This window comes from Brevibacterium renqingii (assembly GCF_017808105.1).
Lineage (GTDB): Bacteria > Actinomycetota > Actinomycetes > Actinomycetales > Brevibacteriaceae > Brevibacterium > Brevibacterium renqingii.
Genome location: NZ_JADBHF010000001.1, coordinates 188,710 through 210,670, shown reverse-complemented (window position 1 = coordinate 210,670; position 21,961 = coordinate 188,710). Strand labels below are relative to the sequence as shown.

Annotated in this window: 15 protein-coding genes; 7 read left to right on the top strand and 8 right to left on the bottom strand. The window is 67.2% G+C overall.

Translation table 11 applies throughout. From position 1 onward, the window contains the following. The first annotated feature begins 3 nt into the window (after positions 1 to 3). Both IHE57_RS00880 and IHE57_RS00875 read left to right on the top strand, forming a co-directional pair. The gene (locus IHE57_RS00880) at positions 4 to 1,563 is read left to right on the top strand and encodes an aminotransferase class I/II-fold pyridoxal phosphate-dependent enzyme (RefSeq protein WP_209370146.1); all 1,560 of its coding nucleotides are present in this window, start codon (positions 4 to 6) and stop codon (positions 1,561 to 1,563) included. 366 nt (positions 1,564 to 1,929) lie between these two features. Beyond that, entirely contained in the window at positions 1,930 to 3,390 is a 1,461-nt protein-coding gene (locus IHE57_RS00875) for an MFS transporter (RefSeq protein WP_209370565.1), read from the top strand. 157 nt (positions 3,391 to 3,547) lie between these two features. Here the strand turns inward: IHE57_RS00875 and IHE57_RS00870 are convergent, their stop codons facing one another. Continuing rightward, positions 3,548 to 4,225, bottom strand: a complete 678-nt coding sequence (locus IHE57_RS00870) for a GntR family transcriptional regulator (protein WP_209370145.1) — start codon at positions 4,223 to 4,225, stop codon at positions 3,548 to 3,550. Between the two features lie 228 nt (positions 4,226 to 4,453). Between IHE57_RS00870 and IHE57_RS00865 the strand changes: the two genes are divergently transcribed. Then, entirely contained in the window at positions 4,454 to 6,514 is a 2,061-nt protein-coding gene (locus IHE57_RS00865) for an oxidoreductase (RefSeq protein ID WP_209370144.1), read from the top strand. Further along, complete coding sequence (locus IHE57_RS00860) at positions 6,511 to 7,527, top strand: proline racemase family protein (protein ID WP_343071817.1); 1,017 nt, start codon at positions 6,511 to 6,513, stop codon at positions 7,525 to 7,527. Before IHE57_RS00865 ends, IHE57_RS00860 begins: the two co-directional genes overlap by 4 nt. 75 nt (positions 7,528 to 7,602) lie before the next feature. On the opposite strand, the gene IHE57_RS00855 is transcribed toward IHE57_RS00860, so the two are convergent. Continuing rightward, on the bottom strand, positions 7,603 to 8,622 hold the full coding sequence (locus IHE57_RS00855) for an adenosine deaminase family protein (protein ID WP_209370143.1): 1,020 nt from the start codon (positions 8,620 to 8,622) through the stop codon (positions 7,603 to 7,605). A 52-nt stretch (positions 8,623 to 8,674) separates the two neighbouring features. After that, a complete protein-coding gene (locus IHE57_RS00850; RefSeq protein ID WP_209370142.1) occupies positions 8,675 to 10,033 on the bottom strand; it encodes an NCS2 family permease in 1,359 nt (452 codons plus the stop codon). 196 nt (positions 10,034 to 10,229) lie between these two features. Here IHE57_RS00850 and IHE57_RS00845 point away from each other — a divergent pair, with 196 nt between their 5' ends. Next, complete coding sequence (locus IHE57_RS00845; protein ID WP_209370140.1) at positions 10,230 to 11,219, top strand: LacI family DNA-binding transcriptional regulator; 990 nt, start codon at positions 10,230 to 10,232, stop codon at positions 11,217 to 11,219. A 16-nt stretch (positions 11,220 to 11,235) separates the two neighbouring features. Here the strand turns inward: IHE57_RS00845 and IHE57_RS00840 are convergent, their stop codons facing one another. After that, positions 11,236 to 12,525 carry an FAD-binding oxidoreductase gene (locus IHE57_RS00840; protein WP_209370139.1) on the bottom strand — a complete coding sequence of 430 codons (1,290 nt, stop codon included), beginning with the start codon at positions 12,523 to 12,525 and terminating at the stop codon, positions 11,236 to 11,238. Next, positions 12,522 to 13,895: an aromatic ring-hydroxylating oxygenase subunit alpha gene (locus IHE57_RS00835; RefSeq protein WP_436627476.1), complete on the bottom strand. Its 1,374-nt coding sequence runs from the start codon at positions 13,893 to 13,895 to the stop codon at positions 12,522 to 12,524. The genes IHE57_RS00840 and IHE57_RS00835 overlap by 4 nt, the downstream gene beginning before the upstream one ends. A 136-nt stretch (positions 13,896 to 14,031) precedes the next feature. On the opposite strand from IHE57_RS00835, the gene IHE57_RS00830 reads away from it, so the two are divergent. Next, positions 14,032 to 14,961: a LysR family transcriptional regulator gene (locus tag IHE57_RS00830; RefSeq protein WP_209370138.1), complete on the top strand. Its 930-nt coding sequence runs from the start codon at positions 14,032 to 14,034 to the stop codon at positions 14,959 to 14,961. A 55-nt stretch (positions 14,962 to 15,016) separates the two neighbouring features. On the opposite strand, the gene IHE57_RS00825 is transcribed toward IHE57_RS00830, so the two are convergent. After that, positions 15,017 to 15,856 (bottom strand): hypothetical protein, encoded by an 840-nt coding sequence (locus IHE57_RS00825; protein WP_253719816.1) that lies wholly within the window; start codon positions 15,854 to 15,856, stop codon positions 15,017 to 15,019. A 172-nt stretch (positions 15,857 to 16,028) separates the two neighbouring features. Between IHE57_RS00825 and IHE57_RS00820 the strand changes: the two genes are divergently transcribed. After that, positions 16,029 to 19,412, top strand: coding sequence for a hypothetical protein (locus IHE57_RS00820; RefSeq protein ID WP_253719815.1), 3,384 nt, complete (start codon positions 16,029 to 16,031; stop codon positions 19,410 to 19,412). 26 nt (positions 19,413 to 19,438) lie between these two features. Here the strand turns inward: IHE57_RS00820 and dsdA are convergent, their stop codons facing one another. Further along, entirely contained in the window at positions 19,439 to 20,800 is a 1,362-nt protein-coding gene (gene dsdA, locus IHE57_RS00815; RefSeq protein WP_209370137.1) for a D-serine ammonia-lyase, read from the bottom strand. Between the two features lie 31 nt (positions 20,801 to 20,831). Further along, on the bottom strand, positions 20,832 to 21,803 hold the full coding sequence (locus tag IHE57_RS00810; RefSeq protein WP_209370136.1) for an ABC transporter substrate-binding protein: 972 nt from the start codon (positions 21,801 to 21,803) through the stop codon (positions 20,832 to 20,834). Between the last annotated feature and the right edge of the window lie 158 nt (positions 21,804 to 21,961).

The window sequence follows — 21,961 nt, the reverse complement described above, 5'->3', positions numbered from 1 at the left end:
AATATGACCGTGCACCAGGACTCCCCCATGACCCCGGCCCCGCACTCCCCCGCAGGACCCTCGACGCATCCCACTGAGGCGCAGACCCGCGCGCCCTATGCCGAGGCGCTGGCGCACGCGGCCCACCGCGACTCCCTGTTCCTGTCCACCCCCGGACACGGAGGCACGAGCGAAGGCATCTCCGCAGGTCAGGCCGAATACTTCGGCGAGCACACCCTTTCCCTGGACATCCCCCCGCTCTTCGACGGCATCGACCTCGGCTCACACACCCCGAAAGACGAAGCCCTCCATCTGGCCGCCGAGGCCTGGGGCGCCCGGCGCACCTGGTTCCTCACCAACGGCTCTTCGCAGGGCAATCGCATGGCGGCCCTGGCCATCGGCGCCCTCGGCACCGGCGTCGTGGCCCAGCGCAGCGCCCATTCGAGCTTCATCGACGGCATCGTGCTGGCCGGACTCAACCCCGGCTTCGTCTTCCCGAACGTCGACGAGGTCAACGGAATCGCCCACGGCGTCACCCCCGATGCGCTGCGACAGGCCATTCGGAGCCATCCGGAGCCCGTCACCGCCGTCTACCTCGTGACCCCGAGCTACTTCGGCGCCGTGGCAGATGTCGCGGCCCTCGCCGAGGTGGCCCATGCCGCCGGTGCGGCGCTGATCGTCGACGCCGCCTGGGGCGCCCACTTCGGCTTCCACCCCGACCTGCCCGCATCCCCGGTGACGCAGGGAGCCGATATCGTCATCATGAGCACGCACAAGCTCGCGGGCTCGCTCACCCAGTCCGCGCTGCTCCACTTAGGCGACACCGAACTCGCCGATCGGCTCGAGCCGGCACTCGCCCAGGCCTTCATGATGACGGCCTCGACCAGCGAGAACGCTCACCTGCTGGCCTCGATCGACGTCGCCCGACGCGAACTCATGACCTCCGGCGAGGCGGTCACGCAGTCACTGGAGAACATCCGCCACGTGCGAGCCCAGCTCGAGGCGACCGAGCGCTACCACCTGCTGTCCGGCGAGTTCCTCGGCCACGCCGATGTCGTCGACATCGACCCGTTCCGCCTGCCCATCGACATCACCGCCACGGGCCTCGACGGCCACACGGTGCGCAAGCGTCTGGCCGAGGAATTCGACATCTTCCCCGAGATGTCGACGGCCACCACGCTCGTCGCCCTCATCGGGATCGGCAAGTCCCCGGACATCGAGAGGCTCATCGACGCCTTGGAGACCCTCCGCCTCGAAACCGCTGCGCACGCCGATGCCGAAGCCGCTCAGCCTGCGAACGCCGCCGGCGGACTCCCGCCGCTGCCCACCGCGGGCCGATTGGCGATGACGCCTCGTGCGGCCTACTTCGCCGAATCCGAACTCGTCACCGCCGCCGAGGCGGTCGGCCGAGTGAGCGTGAGCTCGCTGGCCGCTTACCCGCCCGGCATTCCGAACGTCCTTCCCGGCGAGGAGATCACCGCGGAGACCGTCGCCTTCCTCCAGGCCGTGGCCGCCAGCCCTTCGGGACATGTCCGCGGCAGCAGCGATCCCGAATTAGGATACTTTCGAGTAACCAAATTCTGAGGCTGCTGCCATGCCGATCCACCGCTGATCACACTGCTCGCCCACGCAGAATCCACTCCACCATCATCCGCGCAGGCCGTTGTCCCCACTGGGAACGACGGCCTCGTCGGTTCCTGGGAATCTCATTTCTCCCCCGCCGAACGTCCGTGGGTCTGTCATACTCGATTCTGTGATCTGGCTCACGAATCTTATTGACATGCTTCAGCGATCACGTAAGGATGATTCGCGTTGTTCGAAACCGAACGCCTCGTCGCCGAGCCCCCTCGGCGGCCATGAATATGTCGAAATGAGGACCCACTCATGACAACCGAACATGCTGATTCCGCCGCGGAGGGCAAGAGACCCGCTCGCAGAATGCGGAAGGCGATGAAGAAGCGCCTCAAGGAAGAGCACTGCATCCTCGTCGAACCCAAGTCGATTCGCACCGCGATCGGGGGGACCACCGTCGGCAACTTCATGGAGTGGTTCGATTTCGGTGTCTACGGCTATCTCGCCGTGACGATGACGTCCGTCTTCACCGAAGGCATGGACAAGCAGATGGGCCTGCTCGTGACGCTGCTCGGCTTCGCGGTCTCCTTCCTCGTGCGTCCGCTCGGCGGAATGGTGCTCGGGCCCCTCGGTGACAAGATCGGCCGCCAGAAGGTCCTCTTCTTCACGATGGCCACGATGGCCACGGCGACCGCCCTCATCGGTGTGCTGCCGACCGCAGCGCAGGTCGGGCTGTGGGTCATCGTGCCCCTCTACCTGCTCAAGATGATCCAGGGCTTCTCGACCGGCGGCGAGTATGCCGGAGCCACTACCTACGTATCGGAGTTCGCGCCCGACAAGTCCCGCGGATACTGGGCCTCATGGCTCGATGTCGGCTCCTACCTCGGCTTCGCCGCCGGTGCCGGCACCGTGGCCATCACCACCGTGATCAGCACCGGCATCGCGGGCGAGAACGCGATGGTCGACGGCGGCTGGAGGATTCCGTTCCTCGTCGCCATCCCGCTCGGCGCGGTCGCGATCTGGTTCCGCATGAAGATCCCCGAGACCCCGAGCTTCGAAGCGAACGAGGACGCGGGTCTCATCACGAAGGACAAGGACGATCAGTACGCCCGTCACGGCCTCCTCGGCGTGGTCCGTCACTTCTGGAAGGAGATCCTCCTCGGGATCGCGATCGTCGCGGGCTCGCAGACGGTGGGCTACGCGCTCACGAGCTTCATGCCGACCTACCTCGAGGAGACCGTCAAGGTCTCGAGCGTCCAGGCCGCCGTCGTCACCATCCCGGTGCTCGTGATCATGTCGGCCTGCCTGCCGCTCATCGGCAAGCTCTCGGACAAGCTGGGACGCAAGTTCGTCTTCATGGTCGCCGCCGGCGCCACGATCGTGCTCATCGTCCCGGCCTTCGCGGTCATGCAGATCGGCACGATGACCGCCGTGACGATCGCGCTCTTCATGGTCGCAATCCCGGCCGGCTTCTACATCGCCTGCCTCGCCTCGACGCTGCCGGCCCTGTTCCCGACTGCCTCGCGCTACGGTGCGATGGGTCTGACGTTCAACCTCGGCGTCTCCCTGTTCGGCGGCACCACTCCGCTGTTCGCGCAGGCGCTCATCGACCTCACGGGCAACTCGTACATGCCGGCGTTCTACATCATGTTCTTCTCCGTGATCGCCTTCGTCGCCGTGTGCTTCATCAAGGAATCGGCTCGTCGTCCTCTTCTCGGGTCCTTCCCGACGGTGGAGACGCGGGAGGAGGCCGTCGAGCTCGTGGCCGGTCAGGATGAGAATCCCGATCTCGACCCCGACACGATGCCGATCCCGGTCATCCACGAAGCGAGCAGGTGAGCTCGGCACCGAGGTGACACCGTCGAGGCGGGTCACCTCGGTGGCGACCGGCGGACGGTCGGCGGACCGGAGGCGGTCGGCGGGCCTGTGATGGTCGACGGACTGAGACGGTCGGCGGACGTGACGGTCGACGGACTGAGGCGGCCCACCGACGGCTTCAGTGCCCGGCTTCCTCTCCGCGACGGAAGAAGTAGAGGTTGCCGGTGACGAGCTCAGCGACCTCATCGGCGCGTCCGGCTTCGATGAGGTCGACGATGACCGGCAGCTCGCGGGCGGAGTCGACGGCGATGCGATCGATCTCCGCCTTCACATTGAACAGTCGGGACTGATCGCGCAGTCGCAGGCTGATGTCGGCGGCCCGAGCCCCGAGACCGTATTCGAGCAGGGCCTCGTGGAAGCGGCGATCATGCGTGTAGAACTCTGCCACATCACCTGCGTCGGCGGCCGCAACGGTCTCCGCCGCGTGCTCCCGCAGGCGGGCGAGTGCCTCTCCGACGTCCACTGCGAGGATGCTCTCCTCGGTCACGACCGCCTCGCAGAGACGGCGCACGGCAGGCACCGCCAGCAGCACCCTGATGCGGATGATCTCCTCGAGATCGGCCTCGGTGACCGGCACGAGCCGGAAGCCGCGATTCGGCACCGCCTCGACGGTGCCTTCGGTGACCAGCGCCATCATCGCCTCACGGACCGGGCTGAGCGACATGCCCAGCTGCTTGGCCAGACCCGCGGCCGAATAGATCCGATCCTCGGCGAGCTCACCAGCGGTGATGGCGTCGCGGATGATCGCCAGCGCCTGCTCCCGCAGCGACTCGGTCCGCGGCCTCGCTCGCTCCATCTCGCCTCCTCCTCGGCACGGAAATCTGCGCGCTCCTCGGCCCAGAGTTCTGCGTGCTCCTGGGCACAGAGCCCTGCACGTTCCTCGACCCAGAACCCTGCACGGTCGACACGCATTCGACTATTGACAGCATAACCACGAGGTCGCACGATGGAGGCAGGTAGTCGGTAACCGATTACCTCTCGCAGCTCCGTCAGCGGAGCCGTTCCTGCGATGAAGGAGGAACCCATGACCGCCGACCCCCAGCTCGGCACGTCCGTCGATCCGCTGCTCCAGCCCTTCGACCTCAAAGGCCTGACCCTGCGCAATCGCATAGTCTCGACCTCACACGAACCCGCCTACACCGAACTCGGCATGCCCAAGGACCGCTACCGCCTCTACCACCGGGAGAAGGCCCGCGGCGGAGTCGGACTGACCATGATCGGCGGCTCGGCCATCGTGTCCAAGGACTCCCCGGCCGCCTTCGGCAACATCGACCTGTCCACCGACGAGGTGGTGCCGTGGCTGTCCGCGATCGCCGAGGACTGCCACGCCGAGGGCGCGGCGATCATGATCCAGACGACGCATCTGGGACACCGCTCCTCGAACTTCGCCGGAGATTGGCTGCCGCTGGTCTCGGCCTCGCGGACGCGGGAGGCCGCACACCGCTCGTTCACGAAGGCGATCGAGGACTTCGACATGGACCGGATCGTCTCGGACTTCGCCGCCGCGGCAGCGCGGGTCGCCGCGGCCGGACTCGACGGACTCGAGATCATGCACGCCGGCCACCTGCTCGATTCCTTCCTCGCCGCGTGGCTCAACGAACGCGACGACGAGTACTCCGGTGAGCTGGAGAACCAGATGAGGTTCCCGCTGCGCATCATCGACGCGGTCCGGGCGGCCGTGCCCGAGGACTTCCTCGTCGGCATCCGCATGGCTGTCGACGAACGCCGCGCCGACGGCATGGACGAGGCCCGTGCCGCCGAGGTCCTGACCACCTACACCGCCCACGGCATCGACTTCCTCAGCCTCAATGTGGGCACGATCAGCTCCGATCGGGAACTCGCCGAGGCGATCCCCGGGATGGGCACGCCCGCGGCGCCGTGGCTCGAGACCTGCCGCCGCATCCGCGAGGCCATCGACCTCCCCGTCCTCCACGCCGCCCGCATCGCCGATGCCGCGACCGCCCGGTTCGCCCTCGAGGACGGCTGCCTCGACCTCGTCGGGATGACCAGGGCGCAGCTGGCCGATCCGCATCTCGCGCGCAAGATCGCCGAGGGCCGGGAGGACGACATCCGGCCGTGCGTGGGGGCGAACATGTGCCTCGACTCGATCTACACCTCCGGCTCGGCGACCTGCATCCACAATCCCGCCAGCGGTCGCGAGGCCGAACTGCCGCAGGAGATCCCCCACGACGCCGAGGCGGGACCCAAGCACGTGGTCGTCATCGGGGCCGGCCCCGCCGGTCTCGAGGCGGCTCGGGTCGCCGCCGTCCGTGGGCACCGGGTGACGCTGCTCGAGGCGGATGACGCGCCCGGCGGACAGGTGCGCATCGCGGCCCGCTCGCAGCGCCGCCGCGACCTCATCGGCATCATCGACTGGCGCGTCCAGCAGTGCGCGAAGCACGGCGTCGATCTGCGGCTGAATGCCTTCGCCGAGGCGGCCGAGGTCCTCGCCCTCGAACCCGACGTCGTCATCATCGCCACCGGCGGGATCCCCGACTCCGCATATCCCTTCCGCGACCAGGGCCCGTCATTCGACGTCTGGGACGTCATGGATGATCGGCTGCGATCGAAGCAGCGGGTGCTCGTCTTCGACGATCACGGGTTCTACCCCGCCCTCGACGCCGTCGAGCGTCTGGCCAGAGCCGGGCAGCAGGTCACGTACGTCAGTCCCGAACGCACGATCGGGATCGATGTCGGGTCGATGAATTCCCCGGCCTATCTGCAGGTGTTCTCCGAGTTCGGAGTCGAGGTCCGCCTCGGCGAGCGTTTGGCCGCGAAGCCGCGGATCGAAGGTTCCGAGATCGTGGCGAGGCTGCGCCACGAGTACTCGGACCGCGAGTCCGAACTCGTCACCGATGCCGTGGTCGTCGACTTCGGGACGACGCCGAACGATGAGGTCTATTTCGAGCTCAAGCCCCGGTCGAGCAATCATGGGTCGACCGATATCGACGCCTGGGTGAACGGGAGATCTCAGCCGGCCGAGCCAGACGCGGGGTTCAGGCTCTACCGCATCGGCGATGCCGTCGCCTCCCGCAACGTCCATGCCGCCGTGCTCGAGGGGCTGCGAGTGGGGATGGGCCTGTGACGAGACGAACTGCGATCTGCAGCAGCGTCGACTATCACACGGCCGGGGAGCCCTTCCGCATCATCGCCGATCCGCCGGTCGAGGCCCCCGGTGCCTCGGTAGCCGAGAAGCGGGCTCGCGCGGTGTCCGGGTCGGCCCTCGACGATCTGCGTCGGCTGCTGTGCTTCGAACCGCGCGGTCATGCGGACATGTACGGCGGCTTCATCACCGCACCCGACGACGCCGATGCGGACTTCGGCGTGCTGTTCTGGCACAAGGACGGCTTCTCCACCGCCTGCGGTCACGGAACCATGGCGCTGGGCGCATGGGCCGTCGAGTCCGGACTCGCAGCGGCCGAGCCGTCCGGGCTCACGGAGGTCCGCATCGACGTGCCCTCGGGGCGGGTGAATGCGCAGGTGCACACCGATTCGGCCGGAGAGGTCACCTCGATTGATTTCGTCAATGTCCCCAGCCGGCTCGTCGCCACCGGGATCACGGTCGACACGGGCCGCGGACGGCTGTCGGTCGACCTCGCCTGGGGCGGGGCGCTCTACGCCCTCGTCGACGGCGACCGCCTCGGGCTCGACGTCGTGCCCGAGGACCTCGGTGAGCTCATCGCCCTCGGACGCGAGGTCAAGGCAAGCCTCGCCGGCCACCCGGAAACCGCGCATCCCGTCGATGAGCGCCTGTCGGGCGTCTACGGCACGATCATCGTCAACCGCTTCGGCACCACGGACACCGGCGAACTGCACCAGCGCAATGTCACGGTCTTCGCCGATGGCCAGGTCGACCGTTCCCCGTGCGGTTCCGGCACGGCAGCCCGCATCGCCGCACTGCACGCCTCCGGGGAACTCGTCCCGGGGCAGACGCTCATCCATGACTCGATCATCGGCACGCGCTTCCGCGCCCGAGTGCTCGAGGAGACGGCCGACGGAGTCGTCCCCGTCGTCGCAGGCACCGCCCACCGGGTTGCGAGCACGAGCTTCGAGCTCGACCCCCGCGACGCTCTGGTGCCCGGCTTCGTGCTCAGATGAGTCGGATCACCGAAGCGGCACGGCGTGTCCGGTCCGAACCCTTGACAGCACCCGAGGTGCCGATAGGCCGTGCGTCTAGGCCCCGAACACCGTGGCCCGCAGCCTCGACTTCGCCTCGTCGTCGAGGAATGCGGCCGCGATCGAGTTCTCGACGAACCACGCTTCATCGACTGTGGGCATCAGCTCGCCCGCGATGTCCATCTCCCTGCGCAGAGTGGTCGGGAACAGAGCGGGGTCGTCAGAGTTGATCGAGACTCTCAGACCGGCGTCCACCATGGCGGCCACGGATTCCCTGCGCCAGTCGATGAGCGCACGGCGCGAGGTCGTGAAGGCCACATTGAAGATGGTTCCCCGCTCGGCACAGCGCGCGACGATCTCGGGGCTGCGGAGGATCTGATAGCCGTGATCGATCCGGTCGCAGCCGAGGACGTCGATCGCCGTCGTCACGGTCTCCGCGGTCGGTGCGTGCTCGCCGGCGTGGGCGGTCCGGAAGAGACCGTGCTCGCCCGCCAGCCGGAACGCCTCGGCGAATTTCTCCGGCAGGCCCGCGAGCTCATAGAAGTCGAGTCCGATGCCGACGACATCGGGGCACGGGCGGGCGATCACGGTCTCGACCATCTCCGCCGCCACCTCGGCGGTGTCCTCCCGGTTGACGGCGGCGACGGCGCGGCCGTCGACTCCGAGCTCGTCGCGTGCCCGCGCGAACCCGTCGGAGATGCCTGCGGTCATCGCTGTGTAGTCGACGCCGGCCTGCATGTGGACGGAAGGGCTGAAGGCGAGCTCCGCATAGCACAGTCCGCTGTCGCGCTGCCCGTCCTCGAGCGCCTCGAAGACGACGCGGGCGAAATCCTCACGTCTCCGGAGGCTGGCCGAGATGAGCTCGTAGACGCGCAGCAGCGGAAACCAGGGCCCGCGGGTGCTCTCCTCTTCCGTGGGGTCGGAGTTGATCCGCGGATACAGCTGACCGGCCGGCAGGGGCAGCTCCACTCCGTTCGCGTCGGCCAGCTCGGCCAAGGTTTCGGCCCGCACGGTGCCGGGCAGGTGGAGATGGAGATCGATGAGGGGCAGCACGGTGTCGCACCTTTCCTTGGTCATTGGCTCGCCGGTGACTCGCAGCGGCGAACCGGCGGAGGGAGATCTGGGGTCTTCAGGCGATGGCGATGAAATAGTAGACGAGGAACGGAGTCATCACCCACATGCCGGGATGGATCTCCCGCCACTTGCCGGCCAGGAGCTTGATCGGCACATAGGCGAGCACCCCGGCTGCGATCCCCGTGCCGAAGTTGCCCCACAGCAGGGTGCAGATGAGCACGATCACTGCGGGGATGAGTTCGGTGAGATCATCGGAGTCGATCCGGCGGAAGCCCGCGGCGATGGTCAGGCCCACCACGATGACGACCGGGGCCGTCCCTGCCGAGGGGATCGCCGCCGCCAGCGGTGTCGCGAAGAGCAGAAGCGCGAAGCATGCGGCCGCCCACAGTGATGACAGACCGGTGCGGCCGCCTGCCTCGACTCCTGCCGTCGACTCCGCGTAGGTGGTCACCGAGGGAGCTGCGAACAGCGAGCCGCCGATGATCGTGCACGAATCGACGAGGAACGGTCGCTTCGGATCGATGGCACCGCCCTCCGGCTTCGCTGCGCGTCCCATCGTGTCCGTGACCGTCATGATCACGCCGGTCGTCGAGAAGAACTCCGAAGCGAAGAACGCAAAGAGGAACGGCAGGTAGTGCGGCGACAGCGATTCGACGAGGTCGACGTGCATGAACAGTGAACCGTCGATGGTCGGCAACGCGACGGGCGAGCCCTCGAGGTGGGTCAGACCCAATGGAATGCCGACGAGCGTCGCGGCGATGATGACGATGATGAAGCTGCCTCGGACCTTTCGGGCGTTGAGCGCCACGAGCACGACGACGCCGGCCAAGGTGACCAGTGCCGCGGAGCTGGAGAGATCGCCGAGTTCGAGTGAGCTCTCTCCGGGCTGGACGAGCCCGGCCGAGCGGAACCCGACGAAGGCGATGAAGACGCCGATGGCGGGTCCGATGGCCAGCCGGATCGAGTGCGGGATGATCCGGGTGATCAGACTGCGGATGCCGAAGAGGGTGAGGAGCAGGAAGATGACGCCCGACCACAGCACCATGCCCATGGCGACGGGATAGGACACATCGCCGTCGAGGACGAGGGTGTAGGCGACGAGGGAGACTCCGCCGAGGCCGGGGGCGAGCACCATCGGCAGATTGCCGAAGATGCCCATGGCCGCAGTGCCGAGGATGACCACGATGATCACGCTCGTCGTCACGGCTCCGACGGGCAGCCCCGCGTCGGAGAGCATCCCGGGGATGACCACGACCGTGTAGGCGGTCGCCAGGAACATGCTCAGTCCGGCCACGAATTCGCGTGAATACGTGGAACCGCGGGCGACGACGGGAAACCTCAGCCACTTCCGCTCGGTCGAGCCGCCGTCGCCGTCCGCGTCGCGAACCTCGCCGGCTGTCTGTCTCTGGGCCACAGTTGTCTCCTCGCTGCGGTGAAGCATTCCCGATCGGTCATCTCGTCCGTGCGTCGAACAGTGCATGTAAGCGCTTGCATAAGTATGTGCGAGGCCTGCTGAAGCGGTCAAGGCCGTCTCATCTGCGGCTTCCAGGCATCCCTGACTGCGGCTGGGGTATCTTGGCAGGGACAGGCGACGGCAGGAAGGATCGACAGTGGTGACTCTGGCCGATGTCGCTCGCCAAGCGGGCGTCTCCTTGGCGACCGCCTCGCGGGTGTTCGGCAGGCCGGAGATGGTCGGCGCTGAGACGACAGCAAGAGTCATCGAGGTCGCAGACCGACTCGGCTATATCGCCAACTCGACCGCACGGGCCCTGGCCAGGGGCAGTTCAGGCCTGCTCGGGCTGGTCGTGCCCCAGCTGTCGAGCTCGTATTTCGCACCACTCATCTCAGCTGTCCAGTCCGAAGTGGAGAGCTCCGGCTTCGAACTCATCATCGTCGACTCCCACGGCTGCCCCGAGTCCGAGGTCGAGATCGCCGGGCGCCTGCGAGGCCGGGTGGACGGGCTCATCTTCGCCAGTCCACGCAGCTCGGGTGCCGCGTTGGCGGAGGTGGCGCGCGGCTTCCCGATCGTCACAGTCAATCGTGAGCTGTCGGATTTCGACTCGGTCAGCGTCGATGTCGCGGCGGGCCTGACCGAACTCTGCGGACTCCTCATCGCGCGCGGACACAGAACGATCGCCTACCTCGGCGGTCCTGCGGGCTCCCTCTCGGACGACGGACGGTTCCTCACGGTCCGCACTGCGCTCGAGGACAACGGAGGCGAAGCACGGAGGTTCGGCCCCGTCGAACCGAAAGTGAGCGCCGGCACCGAGAGCTTCTCGATGCTCCAGCGGGGCGGCGTCAGCGCGGTCATCGCCTACAACGCGCTGGTGGCGCACGGGCTGATGCTCGCTGCGGCCGCGGTCGGGGCGAAGGTTCCCGAGGATCTCGCGGTCGCCGCCGTCGATGACCTCATCGACATCGGGCTCGGCCTGCCCTCGCTGACGGCGATCACGCAGCCGATGGGCGAGGCCGGAAGCAGCGCCGGACGGATGCTCGTCGCCCAGGTCGCTCGCCCGCGTGGGGCCGATTCGGACGCCGGCACCCGAACAGCCCAGCACCTCGTGCTCCCATCGACCCTGGTCATCGGCGAGACGTGCTGACTGAGGCGCCGCGCTCTCACCGCCTGACGACGAGGTCGGTCAGCGGAGTGGAGCAGCAGGGCAGGAACTTGCCGGCGGCGATCTCCTTCGGGCGGATGCCGCCCGCGTGATTCATTTCGACCTCGCCGCTGACGAGGTCGGACTTGCAGGTCCCGCACATCCCTTCGGAGCACGACGACGGCATCGCCAGTCCCGCATCGAGGGCGGCGTCGAGGACCGTCGTCTCCGGTGAGCACTCGATCCGTCGGCCACTGTCGGCGAACTCGACGGTGTGCGCCCGCGCGGCCCAGTCGCCGCCGGCTCCGGCACCGGGCCCGCCGACGGCGGTGAGCACCTGGGAGGGTCGGTCGGCGCCGACGCTCATCGCCGCCCGGGACAGGCGCGCGGCGGGAGAGGTGGCGAAGACGAACGACTCCTCATGCGCCCCGGCGGACCCGAGCTCGAACAGGAGGGGACGGACGGCGTCCATATACCCGCTCGGGCCGCAGACGAAGGTCTCGCGGTCCCGGAGATCGGGGGCCACCTCGGCGAGGGTGTCCGCAGTGATGCGTCCGCGCCGGCCCGACCAGATCTCGGTCTCCGAGTCGCGGGAGCACAGGACCTCGACTCGCACTCCCGGCACCTGGGCGAGCTGCTCGAGCTCGGGACGGAAGATGATGTCCGCGGGGGTGGCCGCGCTGTGGACGAAGACGATGTCGGTCGCCTCGCCGTTCGCCCGGGACAGCAGGCTGCGGACCATGGACATGATCGGCGTGATGCCCGAGCCGGCCGAGAGGAACAGGTGCCTGTCCGCCGGGTGGAAGCTCGTGCTGAAGAGTCCGTAGGGTCCGTCGGCATGCAGCCGGTCGCCGACGGCCACTGCATCGTGGAGGTGATTCGACACCGGTCCTCCGGCCACGCGTTTGACCGTGATGGTGAACGTGTTCGTCCCGAAGGGCGCCGAGGAGATCGAATAGCACCGCTCGAGGCCGAGCTCGGGCACGCGCATGGTCACGTACTGTCCGGGTTCGAAGTCGACGGAGGCCATCCATGGTGCCCGCAGCTCGAAGGTCTTCACGTTCCGAGTCACTTCGGTGATGGCCACGACGTCGACGTATCCCGTGAGCAGTTCGGGGACCGCGGGAGACGTCCGGTCCGCAGTTACCATCGGCTCGACAGGCACCGCGGCCGGCTCGGGTTCGTGGCGCGTCTCCTTGCCCGGGCGTGTGCTGCGTCCGGGCACACGGAATGTCGACTTCGCCGCAGCCTCTGGGACGGTGCCGGGCGTGCCGATTCCCGCCGGCAGGGTCGAATGGCGGTACCTCATCGCCGGTTCACCGTCCTTTCGGATCGGCCCGCTCCGGCGTCGCGGTGGGCCTTGAGCCTCTCGATGTACCAAGTGCAGAACGCATCGACCTGCTCCTCGGTCGGCGCATAGGGTCCGGGCTCGTAGGCCGGAGAAGACACCCCAGCCTGAGCCCGTTCGCAGAACATCGCGTCCTGTTCGTTCGTCTTGATCCACACCGTCGTGAGGTTGTCGAGGTCATAGTCGGCCCCTTCCTCGGCATCGGCGGCCACGAGCCAGGTGGTGCGCACAAGCGTCCTGTCCTCGGCCAGCGGGAGCAGACTGAAGGTGACGACGTGGTCGCCCATCGCGTGGAACCACATGTTCGGCTGCACGTGCAGCGAGGCCCGACCGAGGACGAAGGTGTCGAGATCGCCCAAAAGCTTCGCCGAGGCGGCCGAACCGTCCATCGTGTACGACTCACCCCTCCCGTCGAGCGCGGCCCGTTCGATCCGGAACCCGGTCGGTCGTCCGCTGAGCTCCTCGACGAGGGCGTACGGCAGGCCGTTGCGCTCGCAATTGATGCGCAGCTCCTCCTCGGCGTCGAGGTAGCGCTGATAGGCGGGCAGCAGCCGTTTCGGGATCTCCTCGGGTTCGTAGCCGTAGGTGGGGAAGAAGGTGCACGTGAGCTCCGGGTGGCCGGCCTCGCAGTGGTAGCACTCGCGGTTGTTCTCCATGACGAGCTTCCAGTTCGAGTCCTCGATGAGGTCGACCTGAGCGGCCACCTTGGCCCCGGCGATGTCGTGCGGGCTCAGATAGGGTTCGATGACGGCGGCCACCTCGTCGATGTCATCCGGACCGTCGTGCAGGCAGATGAAGATCAGCCCGCCGATGACGCGGACATCGACCGCGCGCAGCGAAAAGCAGGCCATGTCGAACCCAGGCGCCTGGACTCCTGCGGAGATGAGCTCGCCGCCGGGCGTATAGGTCCACTGGTGGTAGCCGCAGACGATGTTGCCCACCGATCCGGACAGGTCATTGAGCAACCGGGTGCCGCGGTGGCGGCACACATTGTGGTGAGCCCGGATCTCGCCGTCGTCGTCACGGATGACGATGACCGAATAGGTGCCGATGTCGATGGTCACGTAGTCCCCGGGCTCGGGCACCTCGGCGAGCGAGGCGACGAAGATCCACGTCGAGGCGAAGATCTCCTCGAGGTCGCGGGCGAAGAACTCGGGGCTGATGTAGAAGGGCGCGGGAAGCGAGTAGCCGGGACGGCGCTCGTCGATGAGCCAGTCGAGGGCCTCCTGTCCGGTCATGCCCCCGGGATGCATCGCGTCGGGCGCGCTTCCCTTCGCATCCGCTCCGCGGTTCGTGCGTGTGAGCCTGTTGCTGCCTGGTGCCAGGGTCAATTCGTCCACCACCTCTTTGTGATCTCGGTGCCGCCCCGATGCTGTGACTGGGAGCGAACTCCGTACCTTCAGTGTCCGCCACGGCGCTGACGAAGAAAAGCGAAGATTCTTCACCCGAATCATGCAATACTGTTGCATGATCGATCCGCGCCTCCAAGTCCTCCGCGTCCTCGCCGAAGTGGGTACCCTCACCGAGGTCGCCAATCGTCTCGGATATACGCCATCAGCCGTATCGCACCAGCTCAGAACCCTGTCGAAGGATCTCGGCGTGCGTCTCGTCGAACCGCGCGGCAGAGGCCTCGTGCTCACCCGCGCCGGTCAGCTCCTGCTCGACCGCTCGCAGGAGCTGTTCACGCGGTGGGAGGAGATCCGCGGTGAGCTCGACGATCTCGCGTCCGGGAGCATCTCGACCGGCAGAGCGCTGCGGCTCTGCGGCTTCTCGACGGCAGCGGCCACCCTGCTGCCGCCGACGGCGCAGGCGGTCATCGAGCGGTTCCCCGGCGCCGAGGTGACGATCATCGAGGCCGAGCCCGAGGAGTGCTTCGATCTGCTCGTGTCCGAGCACGCCGACGTCGCAGTGGTCGTGGCCACGGACCCGCTGCCCCCGCGGGGTGATGCCCGCTTCGAGCAGTCCGCGCTCTTCAGCGATCGCCTCGACCTCCTCGTTCCCACCGGGCACAGCCTGGCGAAGAACTCGGCGGTGTCCTTGAGCGATGCCGCCGAGGAGCCGTGGATCCTCGACCGCCCCGGCTCGCCCTACCACCGCCTGGTCCGCACGGCCTGCGCGGCAGCCGGGTTCCAACCGGAGAAGGCGCATCAGTCGCGGGAATGGGAGACCGGAGCGGCGCTGGTCGCGGCCGGGCTCGGGGTCGCTCTCATCCCCCGGCTGGCCCGCCTGCCCGAGGGCTTCGACGTCGTCCGGGTTCCGCTGCGCGGGGACCCGGTCCCGTCGCGGAAGATCCTCACCGGCATCCGCAGCGGATCGTCCGGTCAGCCGATTATCGCGGCCGCCCTGGCGGTGCTCGGCGAGGTGTCGGCGGAGGTTGCACGTCGCTCGGTCGGCTGAGCTGAATTCCCGCCCCCTCGCCGCCCCGCCCCTGCAGGACACACGATCCGGCGCTTCAGTCCTGCAGTCGGGTCGTTCCGTCGTGGCCGCCGGAGGTGTTCAGCTGCTTGGCGTAGCAGCTGTCGGGTCCGAGTCCGTGCGATGAGCACCAGGACAGTGCGTCATCGGGGTCGTCGTAGCCGATGCCGACGACCGTGACCCAGAAGTCGCTCTCCTTGAAGCTGTTGAAGTCTCCTGACCAGATGAGCTTGACCCGAGGGAACTCCTCGCGCATCTGCTGGTGCTCATCGAGGATCGCCTCTTCGTCCCAGGTCTTGCCCTCGGCTTCGAGACCGGGTCTCTTCGAGCTCAGCTGGGGCACCCATTTTCCGTCGAGTTCGCTCTTGACCTCTTTGCCATCGGCAGCGGCGAGCTGCTTGAGCGCCTTCTTCGGATCGTCGGGCAGCTCGGACTCGGTCTCGGTCGGTTCGGGGGCCTCACTTGCGGGGGCCGAGCTGTCGCCGCCGCTGTTCTCTTCGCCCTTCGGCTCCTCGCTGGAGGCGGCAGCGGACTGAACATCGGAATCCTTCGGGAACAGCGTCGCCGCGCCCCAGCCGATCCCCACACCGAGGACGATCACGATCACGGCGAAGAGTGCGATCAGCCCCCAGCGCCGCTTCGGCGCCGGCGCCGGCTGGTGGTACGGTCCCGGGCCCTGCGGATACGGGTGCCCGTTCTGCGGGTGCGGATGCCTGTCCTGCGGGTACGGCGGCTGGGCAGGCTGATGCGTCGGCGCCGCCGGCGATCCCCAACCGGTATTCGACTGCGGTCCGGGACGCGACGACCACTGACTGCCGGATCGGTCGTTGACGTCCCACTCGTTCTCATCTCCACGCCCGGGAGGATTCGCACTCATCCGCAGCTCCACATCGATCAGACACATTTCAGAGAAAGTCTCCAAGGAAACTTCTCTTGCATTCACAGCTTATTATAAGTTGTGTACTACAAATGGCCTGATACCTCCCGGCAATTGCTGCATTGTGAATCACCCGCCGGGTCGCTCGGGCCACGGCATGTGAGGACTGGGCATGAACGACGCATCCGACGAGACGAAACCGACACCGGCAGAGGATCCGAAGGATCGAGACCCCGAACAGCCGACGGGGTCAGAGACCGCGGCCTCGGACGCAGCTGAAACCGCCGAGGAGCCCGAGAGCGGAGCGGCCCCCGGGGCCCCGGCAGAGGATGTCGACCCCCAGGATTCCGAGCCCACCGAGGTGACGGCTCGCTGGGCACCTCCGGCAGAAGCGGCGGGAGGCGGCCCCACCGTGTCCGCCGCTGGCAGGTCTCACTCCTCTTCTTCGCCCCAGCACCCGGACACGAGTGCCTACACGCACGGACCGGGACCCGATGCGCAAGATTCGGGACTGCACGGGCAAGGCTCGGGTCCGCATGGGCAAGGTTCCGGCCCCTTCGGGCTGAACTCCGGCCCCTACCCACAGGGGCCGGGTGCTTACACTCCCAGCGCAGATCCCTACGTGCAGGGCGCGAGCGCCTACGCGCAGGGTCCAGGCCCTCGCCCGCAGAGTTCCGGCCCCTACGCAGAGGGTTCAGGACCCTACTCGCAGCCTCAGGCGGCGGGCTCCTTCCCTCAAGCACCGGGAGCGTATGCCCCGGGCTCGGGACCCGTTCCGTATCCCGCTGTGCCCGGTCAGCCGGTGCAGGCTCCGAAGTCGAAGCTCACCTCGGCGCTGGCGAAGGGCGCGACATGGCAAGCGGCTCTGATTCCGCCCGGCGTCGCCCTCCTGGGCGGGATCATCGCCTCCATCATCCTGACGGTGCAGGTCTCCTCGATGTCGGATTTCACCTCCCTGACCGAGGATACGGGCTTCGACCTCGACGGCATCAGCTATGCCATGCCATTCATCCTGCTGGCGCTGTCGCTGTTCGGTTCGGCGGTGCTGCGGCTGTCCATCCACGCCACCGACAGCTTCGATGCCCAACTGAGCGTCTTCATGGTCGGTGCACCGCTGGTGGTGACCGTCATCATCGTCGGCCTGCTGTGGTGGCTGACGAAGCGCAGCGAGCGCAGATCTCCGGCCCCCAACCGCGTGACCACCTGGGTGCGCATCGCCATCTCGACACTGGCGATGACCCTGGTGCTCTTCCTCCTGCAGGTCGTCTTCGCCGCCCGCTTCTCCACCTTCGAGAACGAGGGCGCGATCACCTTCTCGCTCTCGGCGATCACTGCTCGATCCTTCTTCCTGCCCCTGCTCGTCATCCTCGTCACGAGCGTCGCCGGCCGAGTCGCCGGTCATTTCAAGGGCACCGAGGCGATCGGTGCGCCGTTCCTGCGTTGGGCCGTCCCACCTCTGCTTGTGACCTGGGTCCACCTCGTCGTCTCAGTCGTCCTGTTCTCGATCGTCGCGCTCTTCGTGCTCCCGTTCTCGGTCGATATGCCGGGCCGGCTGGTGCCGCTGACGTTCCTCAACATGGGTCTCGTCCTCACCTCTCTGACCCACCTCGGCGGGATCAGCGCCTCGGCGCAGGGAGATCTCGGCTTCTATGCGGACAGCTTCTCCGAGAACTTCACGATCTTCAGCCGGGACGCTCCGGGCCAGCTGTGGCTCGGTCTCTTCGTCGTCGTGGCGGCAGTGCTGATCGCGACCTTCGTGGCCACGGTCACGCGGCGCCCAGCGTGGACTGTGCTCGAGCAGGACAGGCAGCAGTGGTCGAGCGCGTGGAAGCTGCCGCTGGCATTCTGCCTCGTGTGGGGTCTGCTGTCGCTGCTGGCCGTTCCGCTGCGGATGTCGATGTCGGGATCCGCCGAGGCGGCCATGATCTTCGGCGGCTCCGGCGCGGCTCGGATGGGAATCGGTCCGCTCGCGTGGACATTCCTCATCTTCGCCGTGTGGGGCGGCCTCATCGAGGTGCTGTCCCGAACGCTCGGCCCCAAACTCGTGCTCACCTTCCCGGCCGTCGCGCGCATCACCGCCGGCCGTACCGTCCACCCGCATTGGGGCCCGCACTTGGGAATGAGCGAACCGCAATTCGCCTTCATCCATCCCGAGCTGGCGCGGGCCTCCGCCCAGGCGGCACCGCCCGTCGCACCTGCCCCCGGTCAGATGGGGCCGCAGAACCACCCCGGATATCAGGGGCAGCCGAACCCCCAGGGGCAGTCGGGTTATCAGAGGCAATCGGGTCATCAGGGTCAGCCGGGATACCAGGGTCAGCTGGGATCGCAGGGTCAGATCGGTCATCAGTCTCACCCCGGAGCGCAGGCGTACTCGGCTCCGGTCGGGCCGCCGGCGGACCCGCGCTCGACAGGCCACCACCCCTATCCGACGGCCGCCGGGCAGCAGGCATATGCGCCGGGTCAGGAAGGAACGCAGCCCTACGGCGGTCCGGCGCAGCCTTTCGACAGGAAGAAGGCCACGCTCGTCACGGTCGTCGCCGGTGGGGCGGTCCTCCTCCTCGTAGCCGCTCTCATCGTCGTCAACCAGGTCAATGGGCACATGTTCGGACCCGAAGCGACCGTGGAGAAGTACTTCGCGGAACTCTCCGACGGCGACGCCGAGGGTGCGCTCAAGATCGCAGATGTCGACGTTCCGCAGGAGTCACGGACTCTGCTGACGAACGAGGTCCTCGGCGGATCCAAGGCCCTGCCCGAAGATGTCACCGTCGACGACGCGGACATCTCCGGGGACACGGCCACTGTCGCGGTCACCTATGACGTCGGCGGATCCAAGGGCAACAGCACCCTGACACTGCACAAGGCCGGCAAGAAAGCCCTCTTCTTCGACGACTGGGCTCTCAAGACACCCGAACTGCTCACTCTCGCCGTCGACACTCCCGGACTGAGCACAGTCAAGGTCAACGGAGTCGACGTCGACACCGACGGCTCGACCTTGGCGCTGCCGGCCTTCCCCGGCCTCTACACGATCGGCCTGGCCGAGAAGACGGATCTCATCAGCGCCGATCCCGTAGAGGTCCGGGCTTTCCTGGGCGATGAATCGGACACGGAGGGTGAGGATGTGCCGCTGCTCGCCGCCCAGCCCTCGGACGCCTTCCGCACCGAGGTCGACAAGCAGGTCAAGACGCTCATCGACAGCTGTGCCGAGAAGACCGTGGCCCAGCCCGACGGCTGCCCGTTCGGGTCGTCCCTGGCGGACAGCTACGACGCCACCGATCTCAAATGGTCGATCTCGTCCTATCCGACGGTGATCGTCGCCGACGAGTCGGTCGGTTCCGATCCCTATGCGGATCCCGAATCCGCGACCGGTCCCAACGGGGGTCCGGCGTGGCTGATCTCCTCAGACGCCACGGGCGAGGCGCTCGTGACCGGCAGCTACGAGATGTTCGATGAGACCGAGTCCTTCGACGACACGGTATCCATCTCATTGAGCGGCACGGCCGAGATCGTCGACGGCAAGGTCGTCATCAACGTCGAAGACGATCCCTGGGATTGGTGAATCCGGGCAGCGGCGAACAGCCGGTTTCAGTCGACGAACACCGCCGAGGCGGGGTCTGCGATCGTCGGCATCAGCCGGATTCCGTCGGCGACGTATTCGGCGCGCTCATCGGCGGGGACCATCGCCCCGCCGGTGAGCCAGACGAGGTGTGTGGCCGCATCCGACCACGGGACCGTCGCGCCCAACCGCCACGGAATGCTGAGGCCGGCGGTCGCCGAAGGCTCGACATCGATGCCCTCGGTCTCGTGGAGCACCCCGACTCCTGCCCGGATGACCTCGTCCGGCACCGAGGCGAATCCCGAGATCAGCGGCCCGATCGTCGGTCCGATGAACCGTGATGGCCGTGTGACCGCCAACCCGTCGGCGGCGGTCTGTCCGCTGAGGCCGATGTCCTGGACGGCGATGTCGCTGTGCCGGTCCGAACGGACGCCGAGGAACATCGCCGGTGCCTGGCTCGGTTCGACGAAGACGCAGCGGACGCTGTCTCCGAACACGCGTTTGAGCCCGAAGGTCACCCCTCCGGGGCCTCCCCCGATTCCGCAGGGGAGGTAGACGACCAGCTGATTCTGTGCATCGACGGTCACCCCGGTCGAGTCGAGCTGGCGCTTGAGACGCAGGGCGGCGACCGAGTATCCGGCGAAGAGGCTGACCGAGTCCTCGTCGTCGACGAAATGCGTGCGCTCGGCTCCCCTCGCCGAGGCGCGACCGGCTTCCACGGCCTCGACGAAGTCACCGGCGTGTTCGATGACGTCGACTCCGTGAGCGCGCAGCAGCTCCTTCTTCCATTCCCGGGCATCGGCGGACATGTGCACCGAGGCGGCGAACCCGAGGGCGGCGCTGAGAATCCCGATCGACAGGCCGAGGTTGCCCGTCGACCCGACGACGATCCTGTGGTCCGCGGCGATCTCACGGAATCTCGCACTCGCATATTCTGCGGGATCATCAGGATCGAGGCCGTGGTCGGCGGCGACGGCCTCGGCGAATTCGAGCACCTCGTGGAACCCTCCGCGGGCCTTGATCGACCCGCTGACCGGCAAAGCATCGTCGCGTTTGAGCCACAGCGTCCCCGGCAGCCGGGCACCGAACAGCTGCTCGAGCCGGTCTTGAGCCGCCGGGGCCGAGGCCAAGGGCGACTCGATCAGACCACCTGTCGCACCGGTTCCGGGGAAGATTTCGGCAGCGTCGGGACGCGTCGTCGCAGTCTCGGGGAAAGCCTCGGCGAACCACGGGGCGAAACGGGCGAACCGAGCCGCCGCGGAATCCATCGCGGCCTCGAGTTCGGGCAGGACCGCCTCGGCGGGGGTGCCGCGGATCCACGTGGTCGGTGTGCCTTCGGCCAACGATCGGATGACCTCGTCGTCGGTGAGCTCGGGCGGAAGATCAGTCATGGACCGATGGTAGCCCGGCCCGGCAAGGAGCTCACTTCTCGACGATCTGCTTCGCACCTTCGAGCACCTCGGCAAGTTCCTCGAGCCATTCGGCATATCCGGCATAGGTGTAGGCGCGCTTGTCGTCCCATGTGCCCAGCTGCCCGGCCTCGACCGCGGGAAGCCTTTTGAAGATCGGGTTGTCCTCGTAGTCGGCGGATGCATCGTGGACGAGGAGGACATCGGCGGGGTAGTCAGACATCTTCTCCCAGGAGACCTCTGCCCAGCTGCTGTCGTCGCTCGAGTCGGGGCCGACGAGATCGAGTCCGTCCTCGCGGAGCATCTCGGCGATCCCCAGGGTCTTCGAGGTGTAGTTAATCTCCGCACTGAAGTTCGCCAGGAGCACCGTCAGCCCGCTCTTCTTCGCAGCGACCTCACGAACCCGCTTGCGAGCGTCCTCGAACGCCTTGCGCTCGTCCGCGATGTCACCCGATTCGGTGTCCTTGCCGAGGGCACGGGCAATGGCGGCGTACTGGGCGAACATGTCATCGGGCGTCTGATCGCTGAGCTTGACCGGGACGAAGTCCACGAGTTCGGCGACCTGGCCCTTCACCTTCTCGTCCCACCAGGTCCATCCGTCGCCTTTCTCATTGCCGTAGGCGACGAGGATGTCCGGCTCGGTGACGGCGAGCGCCTCGATGTCGAGTTCCATGTCGGTGCCGACCACCTCGACGCCGGTGGAGTCGAAGGATTTCCCCGGAGATTCGTTCTGTCCGAACCCGAAGACCGCCACAGGCTTGATTCCGTACTGTGCCAGGCCGGCGGCAGAGTAGAAGTCCGCAGCGATGCGCTCAACCGGCCTGTCGAGTTCGATCGTCACGCCGTCGTAGCCTTTCGGCGAGTAGGTGAAGTTCGGGGCTGCGCTGCCGCTGCCACCGCTGGAGGCTTCGGGTTCCGGGCCTTCGCAGGCGACGAGTGCGAACGGTGCGAGAACGGACAGGGCGAGGAGCTGACGACGACGCATCGAGGGCCTTTCAGGGGTCGTGTTTCAGTGAGATGAGCTGGAACGAGATGGGGCGGGCGCAGTCCGGATGTCCTTTACTCGGAAGTGTGCAGTCTGAATGTGCTCAGTTCGGATGTGAGCAGTTCGGACGTCATCGGTATCGGCAGCGCCCGAAAATC